Annotated in this window: 20 protein-coding genes; 14 read left to right on the forward strand and 6 right to left on the reverse strand. The window is 55.1% G+C overall.

Going from position 1 to position 23,012, the window contains the following annotated elements; genetic code table 11:
- A complete protein-coding gene (locus ACX1CU_RS04935; protein WP_459401501.1) occupies nt 1–924 on the reverse strand; it encodes a LysR family transcriptional regulator in 924 nt (307 codons plus the stop codon).
- A 122-nt stretch (nt 925–1,046) separates the two neighbouring features.
- Between ACX1CU_RS04935 and lysA the strand changes: the two genes are divergently transcribed.
- Nucleotides 1,047–2,303, forward strand: coding sequence for a diaminopimelate decarboxylase (gene lysA / locus ACX1CU_RS04940; protein ID WP_459401502.1), 1,257 nt, complete (start codon nt 1,047–1,049; stop codon nt 2,301–2,303).
- Between the two features lie 6 nt (nt 2,304–2,309).
- Here lysA and ACX1CU_RS04945 read toward each other — a convergent pair whose 3' ends face one another.
- The gene (locus tag ACX1CU_RS04945; RefSeq protein WP_459401503.1) at nt 2,310–3,320 is read right to left on the reverse strand and encodes a LacI family DNA-binding transcriptional regulator; all 1,011 of its coding nucleotides are present in this window, start codon (nt 3,318–3,320) and stop codon (nt 2,310–2,312) included.
- Nucleotides 3,321–3,454: 134 nt separating this feature from the next.
- Between ACX1CU_RS04945 and ACX1CU_RS04950 the strand changes: the two genes are divergently transcribed.
- Nucleotides 3,455–3,910 carry a GNAT family N-acetyltransferase gene (locus tag ACX1CU_RS04950; protein WP_459401504.1) on the forward strand — a complete coding sequence of 152 codons (456 nt, stop codon included), beginning with the start codon at nt 3,455–3,457 and terminating at the stop codon, nt 3,908–3,910.
- A gap of 172 nt (nt 3,911–4,082) precedes the next feature.
- Here the strand turns inward: ACX1CU_RS04950 and galR are convergent, their stop codons facing one another.
- Nucleotides 4,083–5,102 (reverse strand): HTH-type transcriptional regulator GalR, encoded by a 1,020-nt coding sequence (gene galR / locus ACX1CU_RS04955; RefSeq protein WP_459401505.1) that lies wholly within the window; start codon nt 5,100–5,102, stop codon nt 4,083–4,085.
- Between the two features lie 415 nt (nt 5,103–5,517).
- On the opposite strand from galR, the gene aas reads away from it, so the two are divergent.
- Together aas and lplT are read left to right on the forward strand one after the other, a co-directional pair.
- Nucleotides 5,518–7,671 (forward strand): bifunctional acyl-ACP--phospholipid O-acyltransferase/long-chain-fatty-acid--ACP ligase, encoded by a 2,154-nt coding sequence (aas, locus tag ACX1CU_RS04960; protein WP_459401506.1) that lies wholly within the window; start codon nt 5,518–5,520, stop codon nt 7,669–7,671.
- On the forward strand, nt 7,671–8,858 hold the full coding sequence (gene lplT / locus ACX1CU_RS04965; RefSeq protein ID WP_459401507.1) for a lysophospholipid transporter LplT: 1,188 nt from the start codon (nt 7,671–7,673) through the stop codon (nt 8,856–8,858). The genes aas and lplT overlap by 1 nt, the downstream gene beginning before the upstream one ends.
- A 184-nt stretch (nt 8,859–9,042) precedes the next feature.
- On the opposite strand, the gene ACX1CU_RS04970 is transcribed toward lplT, so the two are convergent.
- From ACX1CU_RS04970 to mutH, 3 genes are all read right to left on the reverse strand, one after another.
- The gene (locus ACX1CU_RS04970) at nt 9,043–10,083 is read right to left on the reverse strand and encodes an NADP(H)-dependent aldo-keto reductase (RefSeq protein WP_459401508.1); all 1,041 of its coding nucleotides are present in this window, start codon (nt 10,081–10,083) and stop codon (nt 9,043–9,045) included.
- A gap of 179 nt (nt 10,084–10,262) precedes the next feature.
- The gene (locus tag ACX1CU_RS04975) at nt 10,263–10,979 is read right to left on the reverse strand and encodes a TerC family protein (RefSeq protein ID WP_459401509.1); all 717 of its coding nucleotides are present in this window, start codon (nt 10,977–10,979) and stop codon (nt 10,263–10,265) included.
- A gap of 178 nt (nt 10,980–11,157) precedes the next feature.
- Nucleotides 11,158–11,844 carry a DNA mismatch repair endonuclease MutH gene (gene mutH / locus ACX1CU_RS04980; RefSeq protein WP_459401510.1) on the reverse strand — a complete coding sequence of 229 codons (687 nt, stop codon included), beginning with the start codon at nt 11,842–11,844 and terminating at the stop codon, nt 11,158–11,160.
- A 103-nt stretch (nt 11,845–11,947) separates the two neighbouring features.
- On the opposite strand from mutH, the gene ACX1CU_RS04985 reads away from it, so the two are divergent.
- From ACX1CU_RS04985 to recC, 10 genes are all read left to right on the forward strand, one after another.
- Nucleotides 11,948–12,103 (forward strand): hypothetical protein, encoded by a 156-nt coding sequence (locus ACX1CU_RS04985; protein WP_459401511.1) that lies wholly within the window; start codon nt 11,948–11,950, stop codon nt 12,101–12,103.
- A gap of 437 nt (nt 12,104–12,540) precedes the next feature.
- Entirely contained in the window at nt 12,541–13,068 is a 528-nt protein-coding gene (rppH, locus tag ACX1CU_RS04990; RefSeq protein WP_459401512.1) for an RNA pyrophosphohydrolase, read from the forward strand.
- A gap of 11 nt (nt 13,069–13,079) precedes the next feature.
- Nucleotides 13,080–15,326 carry a phosphoenolpyruvate--protein phosphotransferase gene (gene ptsP, locus ACX1CU_RS04995; RefSeq protein ID WP_459401513.1) on the forward strand — a complete coding sequence of 749 codons (2,247 nt, stop codon included), beginning with the start codon at nt 13,080–13,082 and terminating at the stop codon, nt 15,324–15,326.
- 172 nt (nt 15,327–15,498) lie between these two features.
- On the forward strand, nt 15,499–16,371 hold the full coding sequence (gene lgt / locus ACX1CU_RS05000) for a prolipoprotein diacylglyceryl transferase (RefSeq protein WP_459401514.1): 873 nt from the start codon (nt 15,499–15,501) through the stop codon (nt 16,369–16,371).
- Nucleotides 16,372–16,377: 6 nt separating this feature from the next.
- Nucleotides 16,378–17,172, forward strand: coding sequence for a thymidylate synthase (thyA, locus tag ACX1CU_RS05005; protein WP_459401515.1), 795 nt, complete (start codon nt 16,378–16,380; stop codon nt 17,170–17,172).
- A 203-nt stretch (nt 17,173–17,375) separates the two neighbouring features.
- On the forward strand, nt 17,376–17,882 hold the full coding sequence (locus ACX1CU_RS05010) for a prepilin peptidase-dependent protein (protein ID WP_459401516.1): 507 nt from the start codon (nt 17,376–17,378) through the stop codon (nt 17,880–17,882).
- Complete coding sequence (locus tag ACX1CU_RS05015) at nt 17,870–18,442, forward strand: prepilin peptidase-dependent protein (RefSeq protein WP_459401517.1); 573 nt, start codon at nt 17,870–17,872, stop codon at nt 18,440–18,442. Before ACX1CU_RS05010 ends, ACX1CU_RS05015 begins: the two co-directional genes overlap by 13 nt.
- Complete coding sequence (locus tag ACX1CU_RS05020) at nt 18,439–18,891, forward strand: YgdB family protein (RefSeq protein WP_459402723.1); 453 nt, start codon at nt 18,439–18,441, stop codon at nt 18,889–18,891. The genes ACX1CU_RS05015 and ACX1CU_RS05020 overlap by 4 nt, the downstream gene beginning before the upstream one ends.
- Nucleotides 18,881–19,240 (forward strand): prepilin-type N-terminal cleavage/methylation domain-containing protein, encoded by a 360-nt coding sequence (locus tag ACX1CU_RS05025; protein WP_459401518.1) that lies wholly within the window; start codon nt 18,881–18,883, stop codon nt 19,238–19,240. Before ACX1CU_RS05020 ends, ACX1CU_RS05025 begins: the two co-directional genes overlap by 11 nt.
- A gap of 196 nt (nt 19,241–19,436) precedes the next feature.
- Complete coding sequence (recC, locus tag ACX1CU_RS05030; protein WP_459401519.1) at nt 19,437–22,808, forward strand: exodeoxyribonuclease V subunit gamma; 3,372 nt, start codon at nt 19,437–19,439, stop codon at nt 22,806–22,808.
- Nucleotides 22,809–23,012: the final 204 nt, after the last annotated feature.

The raw sequence follows: 23,012 nt of genomic DNA on the forward strand, positions 1-23,012 counted from the left end.
TTAGCGCTTAATCACCGAAGCTAAACGAGCAGGGAGCTTTTCCGCCTGCTGCTGCAAATGCTGCATAAACGCCGTCACCAGAGCGGAAGAGGGGCGATGCAGCGGCCGGATCAGGCTGACGGTGAACGGCACTTCCACGCTGAATGGCCGCACATGCACGCCGTGATTGGCGTAATCCAGGGCGGTCAGCGGGTTGACGACCGACACACCAACCCCTGCTTTTACCATCGCACATACCGAAGCGGCGCTATGGGTTTCCAGCACCATGCGGCGATCGATCCCCTGCTCATGAAACAGAGAGTCCAGCAACTGCCGATAGCTGTCGGTGCTAGACAGGCTGATAAAGTTCTCTCCGCTAAAGTCCTGCGGCGTCAGCACTGCTTTCGCCAGCAACCGGTGCCCGGCGGGCAATACGCAGACTTCATTCATGGTCATCAGAGTCACACGTTCGGTACCGGCGGGAGTGAGGGTGTTTTCCGTCAGCCCCAGATCGTGACGCTGTGCTGACAGCCACTCTTCCAGCAGCGGTGATTCCTGTGGGATCACGCTAAAGCTCACTTCTGGGTAACGATCGATAAACGGTTTGCAGACGGCGGGCAGCAGCGATTGGGAAAACACCGGTAGGCAGGCGATGGAAAGCTGTGCCTGCTGAAACTGGCGGATACCGGTAGCGGCATTCTTGATGCGATCCAGGCCATAGTAAGAGCGCTGTACTTCTTCGAACAACCGCAGGCCCTGCACCGTCGGGTACAAGCGGCCGCGCACGCGATCGAACAATTGCAGTTGGATCAGCTTCTCGAAGCGCGCCAGCTCGCGGCTGACGGTGGGCTGCGAGGTTTGCAGCAAAGCTGCGGCCTCGGTCAGGTTACCGGTGGTCATCACAGCATGAAAGATCTCAATCTGGCGCAGGGTAATGGCAGGCATCTCGGTGCTCCACAGGCAAAGAAAGCCATATCATAAGTGAATAGACTATGGCGAAATAGATATTTTTCAAATCGACATCGGTTCGGCATGATGATGGAAAATTTCATCTTGAGAACACACAGATGCCACGCGCTTTGAACGACTCCTCTACTGCACTGAACGCCACCAACCTGCTGGCATTGCCGCAACGCTTCGGCTGCCCGGTTTGGGCCTATGATGCTGATATCATTTGCCAACGGATCAACCAGCTACGCCACTTCGATGTGATCCGCTTTGCGCAGAAAGCCTGTTCGAATATTCATATTCTGCGCCTGATGCGCGAGCAGGGCGTGAGAGTGGATTCGGTATCCTTGGGGGAGATCGAACGTGCTTTGCAGGCCGGTTTTGTGCCGGGCGGGGAAGAGATTGTCTTTACCGCCGACGTTTTCGATCACGCCACGCTGGCCCGCGTCAGTGAGCTGAAAATCCCGGTGAACGCCGGTTCTATCGATATGCTGGAGCAGCTTGGTCAGGTTTCGGCCGGTCATCCGGTGTGGTTGCGCGTCAACCCCGGTTTTGGTCATGGTCACAGCCAGAAAACCAATACCGGTGGTGAAAACAGCAAGCACGGTATCTGGTATGCCGATCTGCCGCAGGCAGTAGCGAAAATTCAGCAATACGGCCTGAAACTGGTTGGTGTGCATATGCATATTGGTTCCGGTGTTGATTATCAGCATTTAGAGAGCGTATGTGACGCCATGGTGCAGCAGGTGATTGATCTGGGCCAGGATATCAGTGCGATCTCTGCCGGTGGTGGGCTTTCTATCCCTTATCAATATGGGGAAGAGGCGATTGATACCGAACACTATTACGGCTTGTGGAACCGCGCCCGCGAACGTGTGGCCGCGCATTTGGGCCATCCGGTAAAACTGGAAATTGAACCAGGGCGTTTCCTGATGGCCGAAGCGGGCGTACTGGTGGCAGAAGTTCGCGCGGTGAAAGACATGGGCAGCCGCCATTTTGTGCTGGTGGATGCTGGTTTTAACGATCTGATGCGCCCGGCGATGTATGGCAGCTATCACCATATCTCTCTGTTACCGGCGGATGGCCGAGATATGGCGAACCAACCACTGCGCGATACCGTGATTGCCGGGCCGCTGTGTGAATCCGGTGATGTGTTTACCCAACAGGCGGGCGGCGGTATTGAAACCCGCGCATTGCCGCCGGTCAACGTAGGTGATTATCTGGTATTCCATGACACCGGGGCTTACGGTTCATCGATGTCGTCTAACTACAATAGCCGCCCGTTATTGCCGGAAGTGTTGTTCGAAAACGGCGAACCGCGCCTGATCCGCCGCCGCCAGACGATTGAAGAGCTGATCGGTCTGGAACTGATTTAACGCTAATCAGCCTGCATACGGCCCTGGAACTACGGATTCCCGTAGTTTCAGTTCGCCGGTAAACGGGGTTAACGGCTGCACGCTTTCACCGTTGATCAGGCGGAAAGCCTGCGTGATGGCGGCTTCGATCATCGCATCGATCGGCAGATACACCGTGGATAATGCCGGTTGTAGGTAAGCAGCGCTCGGTTCGTCGTCAAAACCAAACAACGAAACGTCCTGCGGCAGGCGTTTACCCGCCAGGTTAAGCGCTTTCATTGCGCCAATCGCCATATCATCGTTGCTGGCAAACAGGGCGCTGAACGGCGCACCGGTTTGCAGCAACCTGTTGCAACTGTGGTATCCCCCCGGCACGCTGCTGTCGCCGTAGGTGACGAGCGCATCAACAAAACCAATCTGATGATGTTCCAATGCCTGGCGATAACCGGCCAGCCGCGCTTGTGCGGTTGGCGTATCGATCGGGCCGGTGATGCAGGCGATTTCGCGGTGCCCTTGGCAGATCAGATAATCCACCACCTTGAAGGCCGCCAGTTGCTGTTCGAAGAACACGCAGCGCTCACGGGCTTGTGGCAGATCGCGGTTAATGATCATCACCGGAACCGGCAGGCTTTCCAGCAGCGCCATCAGCGCATCTTCGCTCATAAAACGGGTATACAGGATAATGGCATCGCAACGGCGATCCGCCAGCAACTGCACCGCTTGCAGTTCATCTTCCGGCGTATCGTGGCCGTCGGTAACGATCAGGTGTTTGCCGCTGGCTTCGATCAGTTTGGCGGCTTGGCGCAGCAGGCGGCCAAAATAGGGCCCATCAAAATTGGACACCACCAGGCCGATGCTGTTGGAGCTTTTATTCGCCAGCGATTGCGCAAGAAAATTCGGCCGATAACCCAGTTCATCCATGGCCTTGAACACCGCATCGCGCGTGCTTTTTTTCACCTGCCCGGTGCCGTTTAACACGCGTGAAACCGTGGCTTTAGAAACCCCCGCGCGAATGGAGACATCCAACATGGTGATCATCAGTGGCTAACCTCTTTCAACGTCCGCTGCGGTAAATAATGCTCAGTCTAGCATAGGGTTATCTTCGGTTGCGTCTTGCATTACCGGTGGTTTGCGCCCTAGCATGAGTAAAAAGGCTTTCAGGGGAAACCAGAGTGATTCGTATTGTTCATCTGGCGGATTATCCGCAACATCAGCAACAGGTTATCGACTGGCAGTGGCAGGCATTTGGCAGCGATAACAGCCGGGCATTTTTCGCCAGCGTGGTGGAAAGCAGCCTGCGCCATGATGGGCTGCCGATCACCTTCATCGCGCTACTGGATGATAAACCTGTGGGAACCGTGGGGTTATGGCGCTGTGATCTGATCAGCCGCCAGGATCTCACGCCGTGGCTGGCGGCGCTTTACGTTGATGAAAGCCAGCGCGGCAACGGTTTGGGGCTGCAATTGCAGCAGTTTGTGCAGGATTACAGCCAGCAGGCCGGGTTCAGCGAACTGTATCTGTATGCCGAGTTTAGCGGTTATTACGAGCGCCACGGTTGGCAGTACATTGGCGATGCGTTGGATTACCCGGATCGCCCGGTACATTTATACCATCGCCTGCTGGGCTAAGAGCCTATTCGGATAGTCTATCAGACTGCTGGCAAAGTCGGTTATTAGGGGGAGCGTGCCGAAGGGGTCGTAACGGTGTAAGCCGTCGGAGTGCCCCTCGGTGCGCTAGACCCGGGTATCTCGGACTAGAAGGCGACTTTGTCATCAACCTCAGAGCCTATTAGGATAGGCTCTAACTCACGTCGAACACGTTATTGATACTGGCCACCGAATGGCGGCGTACCAGCGTTGGGCTGAACATATTGGTGATTTCTGGCAGCGGCTGGTGGTTAGCCAAGGCTAACGCCAGTTCGGCGGCCTGGGTAGCCATCGCCACCACCGGATAACGGATGGTCGTCAGGCGTGGCCGCAGGTAGCGTGAAATCAGCACGTCATCAAAACCAATCAGCGACATCTGGCCCGGAACCTCAACGCTGTTATCACTCAGCACTGAAAGCGCTCCGGCGGCCATCGGATCGTTATAGCAGGTGATGGCGGTGAAGTTCTTGCCGCGCCCCAGCAGCTCGGTCATCGCCAGCTCCCCGCCGATTTCATCCGGTTCACCGTAGGTAATCAGTTTCTCATCCACCGGGATGCCGTGTTCTTCCAGCGCATCCAGATAGCCCTGCAAGCGGTCAGCGGCATCGGAAATCTGGTGGGTGGAACAGATAATGGCGATACGCTGATGACCCTGCTGGATCAGGTGGCGCGTGGCCAGCCAGGCACCGTAGCGATCGTCGAGCGCCACGCAGCGCGTTTCAAACTCCGGCAAGGTACGATTGATCAGCACCATGCCCGGAATTTGCCGCATCCAGGCGGCTAGCTCATCGTCGGTCAACTTCTTGGCATGTACCACCAGCGCGTCACAGCGATGGCGTACCAGTTGCTCAATCGCCTGGCGCTCTTTTTCCGCGTCGTGGTAACCGTTGCCAATCAGCAGGAAATTATGCGTGGCATAGGCCACCTGCTCTACCGCTTTGACCATGGCACCAAAAAACGGATCGGAAACGTCGGAAACAATCAGGCCAAGGGTTTCTGTCGATTGCTGGGCCAGCGCACGAGCATTAGCGTTGGGGTGATATTGCAGCTCTTCCATTGCGGCCAGCACCGCAATGCGTGAACCTTCGCCGGCTTTCGGGGAGTGATTTATTACGCGAGATACCGTGGCGACGGAAACACCCGCCAGCCTGGCAACATCCTTAATCGTGGCCATATCTGTTAATACTTCCTGGGTAATCGCTTACATTCCTCAGTCTTGCGGAAAAACTCGGGGGCTGCAAGCGTTGGCATGCGTAACTTGTGGCGGCCATTGCAGATATGCTGATTTTATTCTTGCTGTGCCGACAGGATGGTAACTATTTCAGCGAGTTATTACTGAGCCGTGTAGGAAATTTACAGCTGGTTGCATTTAGAGCAGAACTCTTGCGATTCAAGGATAGTTTCTTAATCGACTCCCCTCTAGAGTAGTAGTCCCAGAGGTATTGATTGGTGAGAAATCAACATACTCTGTATGTTGAAGCCATTTTCAATTGCACCAACCTACGCGGATGCGTAGGTTTTTTTTTGCCCGCTATATAGTATCCTTTCCCCACAATGAGTTAAGGCCATCAACCCCCAGGGAGAGTGGGATGATTTTTTCTATGTTACGCGCGGTATTTCGTTGGTTGTTCCGGGTACGTGTTGAAGGCGACGCCCGGTATTTAGCACAGCAGAAACTGCTGATTACCCCCAACCACGTTTCCTTTATGGATGGCGCGTTGCTGGCGTTATTCCTGCCGATCAAACCGGTGTTTGCCGTCTATTCCAGCATCTCTGAACGTTGGTTTATGCGCTGGCTGAAGCCGTATATCGATTTTGTGCCGTTGGATCCCACCAAACCGATGGCGATTAAGCACCTGGTGCGCATGGTTGAGCAGGGTAGACCGATCGTGGTATTCCCGGAAGGGCGCATCACCGTGACCGGTTCACTGATGAAGGTTTATGACGGCGCGGCGTTTATTGCCGCTAAATCGGGGGCCACGGTGGTGCCGGTGCGCATTGATGGCCCAGAGTTCAGCCTGTTTGGCCGCATGAAGGGGATTTTCAAACTCCGTTGGTTCCCGCAGGTCAACATCCATATTTTGCCGCCCACCCACATTCCGATGCCTAACGCGCCTCGCGCCCGTGAACGTCGAGTCATGGCCGGTGACCATCTACAGCAGATTATGATGCAGGCGCGGATGGACACCCGTGAGCCACAAACGTTGTTTAGCGCGTTGCTGGCGGCGCAGCAGCGCTATGGCCGCACCAAACCCTGTATCGAAGATGTTGCCTTCAAAGAAGACAGCTATCAGGGGCTTATCAAAAAGGCGCTCGGCGTCAGCCGTATTTTGCAGCGTTTTACCGAGCAGGGTGAACACGTCGGTATGCTGCTGCCGAACGCCACCATTACCGCTGCGGCAATTTTTGGTGCGTCACTGCAAGGCCGGGTACCGGCGATGCTCAACTACACCGCTGGGGCCAACGGGCTGAAAAGCGCGCTGACTGCGGCGACGATCAAAACCATCGTCACCTCACGCCAGTTCCTGGAAAAAGGCAAGCTGACCCATCTGCCTGAGCAGGTGCCGGAAGCAAACTGGGTGTATCTGGAAGATTTGAAAGATACCGTTACCCTGGCCGATAAATGGTGGATCCTGCGTCATCTGTTCCAGCCGCAGCGGGCGATGGTGCCACAGCAGCCGGATGATGCGGCGCTGATCCTGTTCACCTCAGGTTCTGAAGGCAATCCGAAAGGCGTGGTGCATTCCCATGCCAGCCTGTTGGCCAACGTGGAACAGATCCGCACCATTGCCGATTTCACCCCGCGCGATCGCTTTATGTCCTCGCTGCCGCTGTTCCACTCTTTCGGCCTGACGGTGGGGTTGATTACGCCACTGATGACCGGCAGCCGGATTTTCCTCTACCCTAGCCCGCTGCATTACCGCGTGGTGCCGGAACTGGTGTATGACCGTAACTGCACCGTGCTGTTTGGCACGGCAACCTTCCTCAATAACTACGCGCGTTTTGCGCATCCGTATGATTTCGCCCGCTTGCGCTACGTGGTAGCCGGTGCTGAGAAACTGGCGGACAGCACCAAGCAGATTTATCAGGACAAATACGGCATCCGCATTCTGGAAGGCTACGGGGTGACCGAGTGTGCGCCAGTGGTGTCGATCAACGTGCCGATGGCGACGAAAGTTGGCACCGTGGGCCGTATTATGCCGAAGATGGAAGCCCGCCTGATGACGGTGCCGGGCATCGATCAGGGTGGCCGCTTGCAGCTGAAAGGCCCGAACATCATGAAGGGCTATCTGCGCGTTGAACGCCCAGGCGAACTGGAAGCTCCGGCCGCTGAGGATGAGAACGGCGTATTGCAGCCGGGCTGGTACGATACCGGCGATATCGTCACGCTGGATGAACAGGGTTACTGCACCATTCGTGGCCGCGTGAAGCGCTTTGCCAAGCTGGCGGGGGAGATGATCTCGCTGGAAAGCGTGGAGCAGCTGGCATGGCGTATCGCTCCGGAAGGGCAGCATGCGGCAACGGTGAAGAGTGACAGCAGCAAAGGTGAAGCTCTGGTGCTGTTCACCAACGACAGCAGCATTACCCGTGAAGCCTTGCTGCGGGTGGCGCGTGAACAGGGCAGCCCTGAGCTGGCAGTGCCGCGTGATATTCGTCTGGTGAAAGCGCTGCCGTTGCTCGGCAGTGGCAAACCGGACTTCGTTACCCTGCGTAAAATGGCTGAACAGCCGGAGAATGTCTGATGAATGCTACCGATTCACCCTTACTGTCGCGCGGCATGATCGCGGTGATCTGCGCCCAGTTCCTGTCGGCGTTCGGTGACAACGCGTTGCTGTTTGCCACTTTGGCGCTGATCAAACAGCAGATGTATCCCGACTGGAGCCAACCGATACTGCAAATGGCGTTTGTGGCGACCTATATCATCCTTGCACCCTTCGTTGGTCAGGTGGCCGACAGCTTTGCCAAAGGGCGGGTGATGATGGTGGCCAATGGCCTGAAGCTGGCCGGTGCGCTGGTGATCTGCTTTGGCTTGAATCCGTTCCTGGGCTACAGCCTGGTCGGTGTAGGGGCGGCGGCGTATTCACCGGCCAAGTACGGCATTCTGGGGGAGATCACCAGCGGTGAAAAACTGGTGAAGGCCAACGGATTAATGGAAGCCTCCACCATTGCTGCGATCCTGGTGGGTTCAGTCGCCGGTGGGCTGCTGGCAGACTGGCATATTGTGGCTGCACTGGTGGTTTGTGCCGTGGTCTATGGCGCAGCAGTAGTGGCTAACCTGTATATCCCACGCCTGCCTGCGGCGCATAAGGTTACCTCCTGGCACCCGCGCGCCATGGGGCGCAATTTCTTCAACGCCTGCGTGGTGCTGTGGCGTGACGGTCAGACGCGTTTCTCGCTGATCGGTACCAGCCTGTTCTGGGGCGCCGGGGTGACGCTGCGTTTCCTGCTGGTGCTGTGGGTACCGGTAGCCTTGGGTATCACCGACAACGCGACGCCAACGCTGCTCAACGCCATGGTAGCCATCGGGATTGTGGGCGGTGCTGGCGCCGCAGCGCGTTTCGTTACGCTGGAAACCGTTAAACGCTGTATGCCTGCCGGGATATTGATCGGTGTTGCGGTGGCGTTCTTTGCCGTACAGACCACCATGTTGAACGCCTATGTGTTGTTACTGGCGATCGGCGTGCTAGGTGGGTTCTTTGTGGTGCCGCTGAACGCGTTGTTGCAGGAGCGTGGCAAGCGCTCGGTCGGCGCAGGCAATGCCATTGCGGTACAGAATCTGGGTGAGAATACCGCGATGTTGCTGATGCTTGGCCTGTATTCGCTGGTGGTTAAGTTGGGTGTGCCGGTGATTGGGGTAGGGATTGGTTTTGGCGTGGTGTTTGCTCTGGCAATTACCGTGCTGTGGGTTTCTCAGTTTCGCGCCAAATAAAGTGGGAGCGCGTATGCGCTAATGCTTGCCAGTTAAGACTAACCAGTTCCCTCTCCTTCGGGGAGAGGGCTAGGGTGAGGGGCATATCACCGTACTAAAGCTCCTCACCCCGGCCCTCTCCCACAGGGAGAGGGAGGCCACTACCTTTAGCACCTGCTGCATCATTATGCAGAACTTACTGGCATTAGGGTGCTGGAATGGTAAAGCGGGTGTGGATCTCTTCTAGCGCCCGTAACACGTCCTCTTCCAGAACCACCTCAAAACTGTCGATATTGCTCTTCAACTGTTCCATGGTGGTGGCACCCAGCAGGGTACTGGCGACGAACGGCTGCTGCCGCACAAATGCCAGCGCCATCTGCGCAGGGTCAAGAGCATGTTTCTTCGCCAGCGCGACGTACTCGGCAACCGCCAACTGGCTTTGCGCGGAAGTGTAGCGGGTGAAGCGGCTGAATAGGGTATTACGTGCTCCGGCGGGTTTAGCCCCGTTCAGATATTTGCCGGACAGCGTACCGAATGCCAGGCTGGAGTAAGCCAACAGCTCAATCCCTTCGTGCTGGCTGATCTCCGCCAGACCAATCTCAAAGCTGCGGTTCAGCAGGCTGTAGGGGTTCTGGATGGTCACAATGCGTGGCAGTTCGTGTTTTTCCGCCAGTTGCAGGTAACGCATCACACCCCATGGGGTTTCGTTCGAAATGCCGATATAGCGGATTTTGCCTGCGCGCACCTGCTCGGTGAGCGCTTCCAGGGTCTCCAGCAGCGTAACGGTGGCTTTCTCATCGGTATATTGGTAGTTCAGCTTGCCGAAGCAATTGGTCGGGCGTTGTGGCCAATGCACCTGGTAAAGATCAAGATAATCAGTGTTCAGCCGTTTCAGGCTGGCATCCAGCGCGGCACGAATGTTTTTGCGATCCAGCGCCTGCTGCGGGCGGATGCTGCTGTCATTGCCCCGTACCGGCCCGGCGATTTTGCTCGCCAGCACGATTTTATCGCGGTTGCCGCGCGCCTTGATCCAATTGCCGATGTACTGCTCGGTCAGCCCTTGGGTTTCTGGGCGAGGCGGCACGGGGTACATCTCTGCGGTATCGATCAGGTTGACGCCAGCGGCTAATGCATAATCCAGTTGTGCGTGGGCATCGGCTTCGCTGTTTTGCTCGCCAAAGGTCATGGTGCCCAATCCCAGCACGCTCACTTCCAAAGAACTGTGGGGAATACGGTGGTATTGCATTAACGGCCTTCCTTAAATGTTAGCGCTTGCAGACGGTGGAACAAGAAACGGCAGTGAAAACGCCTCTCTCGACTATAACCAAGCCGTGCAGATGGGGGAAGTGGATTATGCCTGGGTACTTGAAACAGCAGGGGAAATAGCGAAGGAACCGGGGCACGGCTGGCGTGCCCCGTTAATCATCAATCAGGCTTGCGGTTTTTCTTGCTGCGCATCAGGTTGAGCGCCTCGACTGACATCGAGAAGAACATCGCAAAGTAGATATAGCCTTTCGGTATATGCACCTGGAAACTTTCCAGCATCAAGGTGAAGCCCACCAGGATCAGAAACGCCAGCGCCAGCATTTTTACCGAAGGGTGACGGTTGACGAATTCGCCAATCGGCCGGGCGGCAAACATCATCACACCGACGGAAATCACCACGGCGGCCATCATAATGAACAGATGGTCAGACAAGCCTACCGCGGTAATCACCGAATCCAGGCTGAAGATAATGTCCAGCAGCATGATTTGCACGATGGCGCTAAAGAAGCTGTGCACATTGGTGTGGTGCTCTTCTTCCGAACCTTCGATCGTTTCATGGATCTCTTTGCTGGCCTTCCAGATCAGGAACAGGCCACCGAGCAGCAGAATCAAATCACGGGCAGAAACGTTGTGATCCATCACGGCAAACAGCGGCTGGGTCAGACTGATTACCCAAGCGATCGAAGCCAGCAGCGCCAGACGCATCAGCATCGCGGCAGCCAAGCCGATACGGCGTGCCTTATTCTGCTGTGCCTTCGGCAGCTTGGCGACCACCAAGGAGAGAAAAATAATGTTATCAATACCCAACACGATCTCAAGAATGGTCAGCGTACCTAACGCTAACCAAGCATTGGGATCCATAATCCATTCGAACATTGGCCTGAACACCTTAAGAAAAATGAAGCGGGAATTATACGCGTTTATTGAGATAGCGATACGTTAACTTAAACCTTACATCAACATAATAAGGAATAGCCTAGTCACCTTGGTTATTTTACTTGCAATCTTTAGAGAACGCCCAGTCGCAAGAGTGAAAAATGAGCAATAAAATAAACTAAATCGAGAAGTGCCTTGCCAGCAGCGCACCGGTGAAACTTTTTTTCAGGTAGAAACCGCGTGGCAGCGTGAGAATCGGCTGGCCCTGTTCGCCAATGGCTTCGGTTAATGCTTTACTGTTGGCGGCTTTCGGCCGCAGTTGTAGCACTTCGCCATGGCGGGCGGTAATACGCTCAACCTGGCCGAGCACGATCAGATCCATCAGTTCTTCCCAATCGCGGCGCAGCATGTCCTCTTCTTCCTGATTCGGTTGCCATAGCAGCGGTGAACCGATGCGCCGCTGCGCCAGCGGGATCTGCCGCTCGCCTTCCACCGGTATCCACAGCACCCGTGCCAGCTTGTGGCGCACGTGGCTACTCGCCCAGGTCACTCCGCTGTTACCGGTGAGTGGAGCTACGCAGACAAAGGTGGTTTCCAGCGGTTTGCCGGCGGCATCGATCGGAATGGTTTTCAACTCAATGCCCAACTCAGGGAAATCCTGTTCCGGTTTGCTGCCGGACATCGCCCCCAGATACAGCTCCAACAGCATGCCCACCCAGCCTTTATCGCGTTTGAGGTTATTGGGAATAGCGATTTGCGCGCGGGAGGCCAACTCACCCAGGTTGCAACCGGCCAGCGCTTGCGCACGTTCAAACAGCTGCTGTTCATTTTCTGGTGGAGGGGGGAGTGAGGATAAAAACGCCATAAATCAAGCCTGTGAAATCTGGTTAAAAAACACACTGCATTTGTTCACAGCCGAAGGTGGCGGAACGAAACGGCGGAAAAGAATAATAGTAGCATGATTTATCATGACTTTTTTCCAAAACGGCGGCGGGAAAAAAATTCCGCTTTGCGCTTGTGCACCTGAAGCCACCGACAATGAACAGGATCTTACACCTATTTATCCACAGATTTATGGGATAACCCAAATTTTTACCGATCACTGGTTTGATTTACAGCCTTGACGCAGGCACTTTTTTGCGAATTTGTCCGTTTTGTACGTAACTCAGGCGGATAATCTGTGGATAAAATCAACGGTGGTGGATCTTTCGCCAGAGAAGGATCCTTATCGTGCATAGATCACATTTTTATCCTGTACATAAGTGGTTATAAGTATTTAATGTGCTGTTTTTAATTGATATTTTTCATATAAAAATAATCGGGGATTTTTAGCTCCACGAAGTTTTACCGGCTTATCCCTTGGGTTCTTCACATACCTATCCACAGAAAAAGTGAATAAAACCGCCGTGGAATCGCATCACATGTTTATAACTTTGCCATTATCTGTGAGTTATCCCAATGTTATCCGGCTGGTTGCGTGGCAAAGCAGTGGTTTACCGCCTGTAGCTTGTGTGAAACAATCAGGTTATCTATACGAATTTATGCTTATCGAGGTAGTCCGGTGATCGATGATGATGGCTACCGCCCGAATGTTGGTATCGTAATCTGTAATCGTCAGGGGCAGGTCTTATGGGCCCGCCGTTACGGTCAGCACTCCTGGCAGTTTCCCCAAGGGGGAATAAACCCTGGCGAAACGCCTGAGCAAGCCATGTACCGTGAGCTGTTCGAAGAGGTGGGGTTGAGCAAAAAGGATGTGCGTATTCTGGCCTCAACCCGCAACTGGTTGCGCTATAAATTGCCAAAACGTTTGGTGCGTTGGGACACAAAGCCGGTTTGTATCGGCCAAAAGCAGAAATGGTTTCTGTTGCAACTGATGTGCAACGACGCGGATATCAATATGCAGCGCAGCAGCACGCCAGAGTTTGACGGTTGGCGCTGGGTGAGCTTCTGGTATCCGGTGCGCCAGGTGGTGTCGTTTAAACGCGACGTGTATCGCCGGGTTATGAAAGAATTTGCCGTGACCGTGATGCCAATGCAGGAACAGGCGGCGCAGCGGCAGGCTCCCGTTTATCGCCGAAAGAGAGGTTAAGTCAGCAGACTATGCTCACGCGCTTGCGAGAAATTGTTGAGAAAGTGGCCGCGGCGGCCAATCTGACAGACGCGCTGGATCTTTTGGTCAATGAAACCTGTCTGGCGATGGATACCGAAGTCTGCTCCATTTATCTGGCAGACAACGATCGCCGTTGCTACTACCTGATGGCAACGCGTGGGCTGAAAAAGCCGCGTGGGCGCACCATCGCACTGGCTTTCGATGAAGGCGTGGTCGGGTTGGTTGGGCGCAAGGCGGAGCCGATCAACCTGGCGGATGCACAAAGCCACCCCAGCTTCAAATACGTCCCACAGGTGAAAGAGGACAAGTTTCGATCCTTCCTCGGTGTACCGATTATCCACCGCCGGCAACTGCTCGGCGTGCTGGTGGTGCAGCAGCGGGAACTGCGCCAGTTCGACGAGAGTGAAGAGTCGTTTCTGGTGACACTGGCCACGCAGATGGCCGGGATCCTCTCCCAATCACAGCTTAACGCTATTTTTGGCCAGTATCGCCAGACGCGTATCCGCGCGCTGGCGGCTTCCCCAGGGGTGGCCGTTGCCGAAGGTTGGCTGGACAGCAGCCAACCTTCGCTCGATCAGGTCTACAAAGCCTCAACGCTGGATATGGTCAGTGAGCGTGAGCGCTTGATGCAGGCTTTGGAAGAAGCCGGTGCGGAGTTCCGCCGTTTCAGCAAGCGCTTCTCTGCCAGTTCGCAGAAAGAGAGCGCGGCGATTTTCGATCTCTATTCCCACCTGCTGAACGATGCCCGTCTCAAACGCGAGCTGTTTGCCGAAATTGACGCCGGTTCGGTGGCCGAATGGGCGGTAAAACAGGTGATCGAAGCCTTTGCCGCGCAGTTCGCCACCTTGCAGGATACCTATATGCGTGAGCGCGCCAGCGATCTGCGTGCGCTCGGTCAACGCCTGTTATTCCACCTCGACGATACCACCCAGGGCACAACCCAGTGGCCAGCACGCTTTGTGCTGGTGACCGATGAACTGACCGCGACGCTGTTGGCAGAAGTGCCACCGGATCGTCTGGCGGGCGTGGTGGTGCGCGATGGTGCTGCCAACTCCCATGCGGCGATCCTGGTGCGGGCCATGGGCGTGCCGACGGTGATGGGCGCGGATATCCAACCGGCGCTGCTGGCCCAGCGGATGCTGATTGTTGATGGCTATCGTGGCGAGTTGCTGGTGGATCCTGAACCGGTGTTGGTGCAGGAATATCAGCGCCTGATCAGTGAGGAACAGGAACTCAGCAAGCTGGCGGAAGACGACGTTGAACAACCCGCACAACTGAAAACCGGTGAGCGGATCCAGGTGATGCTGAACGCTGGCCTCAGCCCGGAACATGAGCAACTGCTCGGTGGGCGCGTGGATGGCGTTGGTCTGTACCGTACTGAGATCCCGTTCATGCTACAAAGCGGTTTCCCATCGGAAGAAGAGCAGGTGTCGCAGTATCAAGGCATGTTGCAGCTCTACCCGAACAAACCGGTCACGCTGCGCACGCTGGATATCGGTTCAGATAAACAGTTGCCTTACATGCCCATCAGCGAAGAGAACCCGTGCCTGGGTTGGCGCGGTATCCGCGTTACCCTGGATCAGCCGGAAATTTTCCTGGTTCAGGTACGTGCCATGCTGCGTGCCAATGCCAGCACTGGCAATCTGGGGATTTTGCTGCCGATGATCACCAGCCTGGAAGAGATCGACGAGGCAAAACGCCTGATCGATCGCGCCGGGCGTGAAGTAGAAGAAGTATTGGGGTATGACCTTCCCAAACCCAGGATCGGCGTGATGCTGGAAGTGCCGTCAATGATTTTCCTGATCCCTTATCTGGCCGGGCGCGTTGATTTTATCTCGGTAGGCACCAACGATCTGACTCAGTATCTGCTGGCGGTAGACCGTAATAACACCCGCGTGGCGTTACTCTACGATAGCCTGCATCCTGCCATGTTGAAGGTGTTGAAGCTGATCATTACTCAAGGCACCGCCGCCGGGCTGCAAGTCAGCCTGTGTGGTGAACTGGCGGGCGACCCAATGGGGGCTCTGCTGTTGGTGGGGATGGGATACCGCAATCTGAGTATGAACGGGCGCAGCGTGGCGCGTATCAAATACCTGCTGCGCAATATTGAGCTATCCGATGCAGAAGGGTTGGCTCAGCGCGTGCTGAGCGCCCAAATGACCACCGAAGTGCGCCATCAGGTGGCGGCGTTTATGGAGCGGCGCGGCATGGGCGGGCTGATTCGCGGTGGCCGTTGAGTGGTGACTTTTTTACAGAACTTTTCCCTGTAGCCAAGCCCGAACGCCGTTAAGCCTATGTTATGATGCGCAGCTTGGCTGCAATTCGAAGTCTATCGGGAAAGCCCCGATACCGCGTTTGGCACCTGCCGCCCCCAAATGGGGAAAAATAATAGACATGTTGTGGTGATAGATGAGCACTAGCTATCTGGCGTTTCCTGAATTTGATCCGGTGATTTTCTCTCTCGGCCCGGTCTCCTTGCACTGGTACGGCCTGATGTATCTGGTCGGTTTTATTTTTGCCATGTGGCTGGCGTCACGCCGTGCCAACAAGCCAGGCAGCGGCTGGACCAAAGACGAAGCGGAAAATATGCTGTACGCCGGTTTTCTGGGCGTATTTATTGGTGGCCGCGTAGGTTACGTGCTGTTCTATAACCTGCCGCTGTTCCTGGATAACCCACTCTATTTATTCAAGGTCTGGGATGGTGGGATGTCATTCCACGGTGGCCTGCTGGGGGTGATCCTGGTGATGCTGTGGTTCGCTCACCGCACGAAACGCACCTTCTTCCAGGTCTCTGATTTTATTGCACCGCTGATCCCGTTTGGCCTGGGCGCTGGCCGTTTAGGCAACTTCATCAACGGCGAGCTTTGGGGGCGAGTTACCACCAATACGCCTTGGGCCATGCTGTTCCCTGGTTCCCGCTCCGAAGACATCGCCATCGCCGCCGCCGATCCGAGTTTGTTACCGATACTGAACCAGTACGGTGTGCTGCCGCGCCATCCGTCGCAACTGTATGAAATGGTGTTGGAAGGTGTGGTGCTGTTTATCATTCTGAACCTGTTTATCCGCAAGCCGCGCCCGATGGGGGCCGTTTCTGGCCTGTTCCTGATTGGCTATGGCGTATTCCGTATTATCGTCGAGGCGTTCCGCCAGCCGGATGCCCAGCTTGGCCTGTTTGACGGCGTTGTCAGCATGGGGCAAATCCTGTCCGTGCCGATGGTCGTGGCCGGTATCATTGTGATGATCTGGGCGTATCGTCGTCGCCCGCAGCAACAACTGCCGTGAGGAAAAATGAAACAGTATCTGGATTTGATGAACAAAGTGCTCACCGAGGGCACACCTAAAGCCGATCGTACCGGCACTGGCACGTTGTCGATTTTCGGCCACCAGATGCGTTTCAACCTGCAAGAAGGCTTCCCGCTGGTGACCACCAAAAAATGTCACCTGCGGTCGATTATTCATGAACTGCTGTGGTTCCTGAACGGCGAGACCAACGTGGCTTATCTGCGCGAAAATAAGGTCACGATCTGGGACGAGTGGGCCGATGAGAATGGCGATCTCGGCCCGGTTTACGGCAAGCAATGGCGTGCCTGGGGCGCGGCGGATGGCCGCCAGATCGATCAGCTCAGCAATGTGTTGCAGCAGTTGAAACAGGATCCGAACTCACGGCGCATCATCGTTTCTGCATGGAACGTCGGTGAACTGGACCAGATGGCGTTGGCTCCTTGCCATGCTTTCTTTCAATTCTACGTGGCAGACGGCAAGCTCTCTTGCCAGCTGTATCAGCGTTCTTGTGATGTGTTCCTGGGCCTGCCGTTCAACATTGCCAGCTATGCGCTGTTGGTGCATATGATGGCACAGCAGTGCGATCTCGAAGTGGGTGACTTTGTCTGGACCGGTGGTGACACTCATCTTTACAGCAATCACATGGATCAGACCCAACTGCAATTGACGCGTGAGCCGCGCGCATTGCCGAAGCTGGTGATTAAACGTAAGCCAGAGTCACTGTTTGACTATCGTTTCGAAGACTTCGAGATTGAAGGTTATGACCCGCATCCGGCAATTAAGGCACCAGTTGCCATCTAATATCCTTTGATAGCTAAAAGGGCTCAGTTGATTGATAACTGTGCCCTTATTCTTTGTATCACTCCCTCCTTACTTCGCCAGCAATGCGAAGCCGCGCGCGTTTTTCGCGGTTTTCTTGTTGAGCGCATAAAAACTTTGCGTGGCATTTTCCAGCCTGAGTAAACGCTTGTGCAGCCGACAATCCGGCGCATTACACTCGCCTGATGAACAGATATCCATACCGCTATGGCCACCGCCAGCAGGGCCTGTCGCTGATTGAACTGCTGGTGGTGATGCTGCTGGCTGGCATGTTGACCTCTTGGGGCGTCAGCCAGTGGCATCTTTATCAACAGGCACTGCGGCTGGAACAGACGGCCCAGCAACTGCTGGCTTTCCTGACGCGCCTGCAGGCTGATGCCAACTGGCGTAATCGCAATGCTTTGCTGTGGTTCAAGCAGGGTGAGCCTTGGTGTATCGGCAGCGAAACCGTAGCGACTCGTTGCAACCCTGCGGTTGGCTGGGTGTTTACTCCGATCCATCTTGATGTGCAATTACAGGATTTCACCCAAAAAGAGATGGGTTTTTATGGGTTGCGTAACAATGCTCAGGCTGGGCATATCCTGCTGGCTAACGGTGCAGGCCGCATACGCCTGGTGCTGTCTGCCAAAGGGCGTTTGCGTTTGTGCAGTGAAGACACGGTGATTCGAGGCGTTGCTCTATGCCAGCCTTAGAACAAGGATTTACCTTGCCCGAAGTGATATTGGCGATGACGTTTGGCAGCCTGATTGCGTTGGGCGCGGCCAAGACTTTGCCGGTCCTGCGCCAGCAAACTACCGATGTGGGCCGCTATTACCGTTTGGAACAGGTACTACGTCAGTTGGCTTTCGGTATTGAGAAAGACCTGCGCCGTGCCGGATTTTGCGCCGGGGAGTGCCAAGGGCAGGCGTTATTGATCGGCAATGCCGAAGGTGAAGTTCCAGGCAGCTGTGTGATTGTCGCCTATGACCTTAATCGTAATGGTCAGTGGGAAAATGCGGGTGATGTGGAGTATTTCGGTTATCGCCTGCGAGCAGGAACCCTGGAAGGGCAGCGTGGCGTGACTCAATGCCGTGGCAACGGTTGGGAACGTCTGCACGATCCGGAAGAGATACACATTAACGCCTTCTCTGTCAGCGAAATGGTAGGGAATGGCGGCAAGTCTCTGGTGCTGTTCAGCCTTGGAGGGCGTTCAACGGTGCGGGAAAATATTCAGCAGCGCCTGGAATGGATTGTCAGTATGGAGGCTCTCTGAACATGCAGGCACAACAGGGTGGCAGCACGCTGGCGGCGGTAATGCTGTTGCTGGTGATGGGATTGATGCTGCTCAATGCCCAGCAGCGGCAACTGGACAGTGCCCTGTTGTTGGCGGTCGATCAGCAGCGTTATCTGCGCGCCTACAACCAGGCAGTTTCCGCCTTGAACTGGGGGCTGGTGCAGCAGTGGCCGCGCGAGCAACTGACCGCAACCCGATGGCATTGCCGGCCGTTACCTACCGATGCTCTGCAAGCCTGTGTCCGCCGTTCTTCTCGTATCGGTATCGTGGTGGTGCGCGGAGCGGGGGTGATTGCCAATGCTGAACCGCTGTGGTTATACCAACTGGCCAGTGAAACCAATACGGTGGGTGATGTTGCGCTACAAGCGGAGAAAGGCGGCTGGCTGGATTTTTGCCCCGAGAAGAAAGAGAGTGATTGTGCCGACTAAACGCACCAACGTGCATTATCAGCAGGGATTCAGCCTGCCTGAAGTCTTGATCGCGGCATTGTTATTCGCGGTCTCGCTGCTGGGGCTGTTACAATATCATCAGGTTTTGTTGCAGGCTTTTCAGCGGCAATGGCAATACCAGCAGGCCTGGTCGTTGGCGCATCACCAATTGGAAATGTTTAACGCCGGGACGATCACGCAGGATAACACTTTACCGTTACCTCTCAACTGGCAGCGCGAAGTGGAAACCCGAACGGCGGAAGCGCCTTGCCTGCGGCGAACGGTAAAAATACAAACACCACTGCGGCAGCAGGTTGAACTCAGCCGGTGGTATTGCGTCGGGCAGTAATCAGTCTGAAATACCGGCTGGTATTTCAGACTGCTGACAAAGCCAGATATTAGGGAGAGCGTGCCGAAGGGGTCGTAGCGGCGTAAGCCGCCGGAGCGCCCCTCGGTGCGCTAGGCCCGAGTATCTCGGGCTAAAAAACCACTTTGTCATCAACCTCAAATACCGGCTGGGTATTTATTCGGTTTAAAGGAGCAGCATGTTTAGGGTCTATCACTCCAATCAGTTGGATTTACTGAAAACGCTGACCAGTACGTTGATAACCAGAGAACCCTTGGCCGATCCTTTTCAGCAGGAAGTGGTATTGGTACAAAGCCCCGGTATGGCGCAGTGGCTGCAAATGCAATTGGCAGAGCAATTGGGGATCGCCGCAAATATCGCTTTTCCGCTGCCTGCCACCTTTATCTGGGATATGTTCACTAAGGTCTTGCCAGGGATCCCAAAAGAGAGCGCCTTCAGCAAAGATGCCATGACCTGGAAGCTGATGTGGCTGTTGCCTGAGATGTTGATGCAACCTGAGTTTGCACCGCTGCAACATTACCTTACCGACGACGGCGACAAGCGCAAGATCCACCAGCTTGCCGGTAGAGTGGCGGATCTGTTTGACCAATATCTGGTTTATCGCCCGCAGTGGCTGGAAAGCTGGCAGCGCCAGGAGCTGATTGACGGGTTGGTGGAGGCTCAACCATGGCAGGCTGCCCTGTGGCGCAGGCTGGTTGAGTATACGGATGAGCTGGGGCAAGAGAAATGGCACCGTGCCAATTTATATCGCCGCTTTATCAGCGACTTGGAAAGCACCGATCAATGCCCGGCCGGTTTACCACCCCGCGTGTTTATCTGTGGTATTTCAGCTCTGCCACCGGTCTATCTGGAAGCGCTACAGGCACTCGGCAAGCATATTGATATCCACCTGATGTTTACCAACCCCTGCCGTTATTACTGGGGGGATATTCAGGACTATGCGTTTCTTGCCCGCCTGCAAAGCCGCAAACGTCGTCACTACCATCAGGCGCGGGAACAAGGGTTATTTCGCCTACCTGAGCAGGCCGCGCAGTTGTTTGATGCCGAGGGTGAACAGCAACTGAGTAACCCGCTGCTTGCTTCATGGGGAAAACTGGGGCGTGACCATCTGTATTTGCTTTCACAGATGGATGCAGTTCAGGAAATCGATGCCTTTGTCGATATTCCTCCGGACGGTTTGCTGCATGCCATTCAGCACGACATGCTGGAGCTGGAAGATCACTCGGTGATCGGTACCACGCTGGAAACGTTTGAGCACAGTGGCAATAAACGGCTACTGGATCCGCAGGATCGCTCTCTCAGCCTGCATGCCTGCCACAGCCCGCAGCGTGAAGTTGAAGTGCTGCACGATCAACTGCTGGCGATGCTGGCCGAAGATCCTCTGCTGACAGCGCGCGATATCATCGTGATGGTGGCAGATATTGACAGCTATACCCCCTATATCCAGGCGGTTTTCGGCAATGCGTCTGCTGAGCGCTACCTGCCGTTTGCCATCTCTGACCGCAAGGCTAGCCAGGCACATCCTGCTTTACAGGCGTTTATCTCACTGCTTGATTTACCACAGAGTCGTTTTACCTCAGAGCAGGTATTAGCACTGTTGGAGGTGCCAGCGTTGGCCGCCCGTTTTTCCATACAGGAAGAGGGCTTACGCTTGCTGCGCCATTGGACGGGTGAAGCGGGCGTGCGATGGGGGCTGGACGATGACAACGTGCGTGAATTGGCATTGCCGGCAACCGGTCAGCACACTTGGCGGTTTGGCATTACCCGTATGTTGCTGGGATATGCGATGGACAGTAATGCGGGTGATTGGCAGGGGGTATTGCCGTATGACGAATCAAGCGGATTGGTGGCAGAGCTGGCCGGGCAACTGGCCGATCTACTGTCTCAGCTCAGCGACTGGCGGAAGATCCTGAGTGAGGAGCGATCGCTCGCCGAATGGCTACCATTGTGCCGTCGCTTGCTTGATAGCTTCTTTAAGACGGACAGTGAAACGGAAGAAGCATTAGCGCTGATTGAACGGGACTGGTTGAAGATCATCGAGTATGGGTTATCGGCTCGCTACCCCGATACCGTGCCGCTGACGCTGCTGCGCAATGAATTGGCGGCTCGGCTCGATCAGCAACGTATCAGCCAGCGTTTTCTGGCTGGCCAGATCAACTTCTGTACCTTGATGCCGATGCGTTCCATTCCGTTTAAGGTGGTCTGCCTGCTGGGGATGAACGATGGAGTTTATCCACGTACTTTACCGCCGTTAGGTTTTGACCTGATGGCTCAACAGGTCAAACGTGGCGATCGCAGCCGCCGTGATGATGACCGATATCTGTTCCTGGAGGCGCTCCTCTCGGCCCAACAGCGGCTCTATATCAGCTTTATTGGCCGCTCGATTCAGGATAATAGCGAGCGCTATCCGTCGGTGCTGGTTACTGAACTGCTGGAGTACCTGGAGCAGAGCTATTGTTTACCGGGTGATGAGGCCTGTAATGCAGACGTCAGTGCGCATCGGGTAGGCAAACATTTACTTAAGTGGCATCCCCGCATGCCGTTTGCTGCCGAAAACTTCCTGCCGGGGAGTGAAGCACAAAGCTATGCCGCAGAGTGGCTGCCAGCGGCAGATGGCCGTGGGGCTGCCTATCCGGCGTTTAATCAACCATTGCTGGTTGAAGAAAAAACACAAATTTCGCTGGATGAGTTGCTGCGCTTCTATCGCCATCCAATACGGGCGTTTTTTCAATTGCGTCTCGGCGTCAATTTCATTCTGGAAGAGACCGAACTACCGGAAGAAGAACCTTTTATTCTGGATAACCTCAGCCGCTATCAATTCAACAGCCAATTGCTGAATACCTTGATAGAGCAAGAAGATACAGAGCGGTTATTCCAGCGGGTGCGTGCGTCCGGTGGTTTACCCTATGGGGCATTTGGTGAGATCTACTGGCAAACTCAGCAGGAAGAGATGAGCGAGCTGGCTGAACGGGTACGCAATGAGCGGCAGGAAAACAGCAGCCTGGAGTTGGATATTGACGTTGCGGGCATACGTATCAGCGGTTGGCTGCATCAAGTCCAACAGGATGGCCTGCTGCGTTGGCGGCCAGCCACGCTTTCGGCGGTAGATGGCATTCTGCTTTGGCTGGAACACCTGGTGTATTGCTGTGCCGGTGGCACGGGAACCAGCCGCATGTTCGGGCGCAAGAATTCCATCTGGCGTTTTGCGGCACTCTCCGTCGTGGAAGCCCACGACCAGTTGGCCGAACTGGTTGCTGGTTATCAGCGTGGGTTGTCACAGCCCTTGATGTTGTTAAACAAAAGCGGTTGGGCGTGGTTGAGCCAGTGCTATCAGGCGGAAACGCAGCAGATTGACTGGGCTGAAGAGGTACAAGTCAAGGCGCGCGCCAAGCTGCTGCAAACCTGGCAGGGGGATCAACGGATACCGGGGGAAGGGGAAGATCCCTATATCCAGCGCGTTTTCCGGCAAATGGACAACGCCTATCTTGAGCAAATTCTTGGTGAAACCGAACGTTACCTGCTGCCAGTGGCACGTAATAACCTTGGATAATAATCCTTAGGTGGTACTGACTGGTGGGAGATGATAAAAAATAGCTAGATTTATATTCAACCATTGAGGTTGTCTCCGGTCTTACATGGCGTACAGACATGAGATGCGTTGCCTTTCAAGCGGTGTAACTTGAAGTCTTTTTATTTTTTTCGTTTTGTAGAGTGCCGTTAACGTCAGGGAATCGGCGTAGCGGCAAGATAATAG

Source organism: Serratia sp. D1N4, from assembly GCF_054552755.1.

What these genes read in the sequence shown, in the direction of transcription:
- mutH (WP_459401510.1), bottom strand. Translation starts at nt 11,844, where the DNA reads ATGGCGTTTTTATCCTCACTCCCCCCTCCACCAGAAAATGAACAGCAG.
- lgt (WP_459401514.1), top strand. Translation starts at nt 15,499, where the DNA reads ATGAGCACTAGCTATCTGGCGTTTCCTGAATTTGATCCGGTGATTTTC.
- ACX1CU_RS05015 (WP_459401517.1), top strand. Translation starts at nt 17,870, where the DNA reads ATGCCAGCCTTAGAACAAGGATTTACCTTGCCCGAAGTGATATTGGCG.
- ACX1CU_RS05010 (WP_459401516.1), top strand. Translation starts at nt 17,376, where the DNA reads ATGAACAGATATCCATACCGCTATGGCCACCGCCAGCAGGGCCTGTCG.
- ACX1CU_RS04945 (WP_459401503.1), bottom strand. Translation starts at nt 3,320, where the DNA reads ATGATCACCATGTTGGATGTCTCCATTCGCGCGGGGGTTTCTAAAGCC.
- lysA (WP_459401502.1), top strand. Translation starts at nt 1,047, where the DNA reads ATGCCACGCGCTTTGAACGACTCCTCTACTGCACTGAACGCCACCAAC.
- aas (WP_459401506.1), top strand. Translation starts at nt 5,518, where the DNA reads ATGATTTTTTCTATGTTACGCGCGGTATTTCGTTGGTTGTTCCGGGTA.
- galR (WP_459401505.1), bottom strand. Translation starts at nt 5,102, where the DNA reads ATGGCCACGATTAAGGATGTTGCCAGGCTGGCGGGTGTTTCCGTCGCC.
- ACX1CU_RS04985 (WP_459401511.1), top strand. Translation starts at nt 11,948, where the DNA reads ATGACTTTTTTCCAAAACGGCGGCGGGAAAAAAATTCCGCTTTGCGCT.
- ACX1CU_RS04975 (WP_459401509.1), bottom strand. Translation starts at nt 10,979, where the DNA reads ATGTTCGAATGGATTATGGATCCCAATGCTTGGTTAGCGTTAGGTACG.
- lplT (WP_459401507.1), top strand. Translation starts at nt 7,671, where the DNA reads ATGAATGCTACCGATTCACCCTTACTGTCGCGCGGCATGATCGCGGTG.
- ACX1CU_RS04935 (WP_459401501.1), bottom strand. Translation starts at nt 924, where the DNA reads ATGCCTGCCATTACCCTGCGCCAGATTGAGATCTTTCATGCTGTGATG.
- ptsP (WP_459401513.1), top strand. Translation starts at nt 13,080, where the DNA reads ATGCTCACGCGCTTGCGAGAAATTGTTGAGAAAGTGGCCGCGGCGGCC.
- recC (WP_459401519.1), top strand. Translation starts at nt 19,437, where the DNA reads ATGTTTAGGGTCTATCACTCCAATCAGTTGGATTTACTGAAAACGCTG.
- ACX1CU_RS04970 (WP_459401508.1), bottom strand. Translation starts at nt 10,083, where the DNA reads ATGCAATACCACCGTATTCCCCACAGTTCTTTGGAAGTGAGCGTGCTG.
- thyA (WP_459401515.1), top strand. Translation starts at nt 16,378, where the DNA reads ATGAAACAGTATCTGGATTTGATGAACAAAGTGCTCACCGAGGGCACA.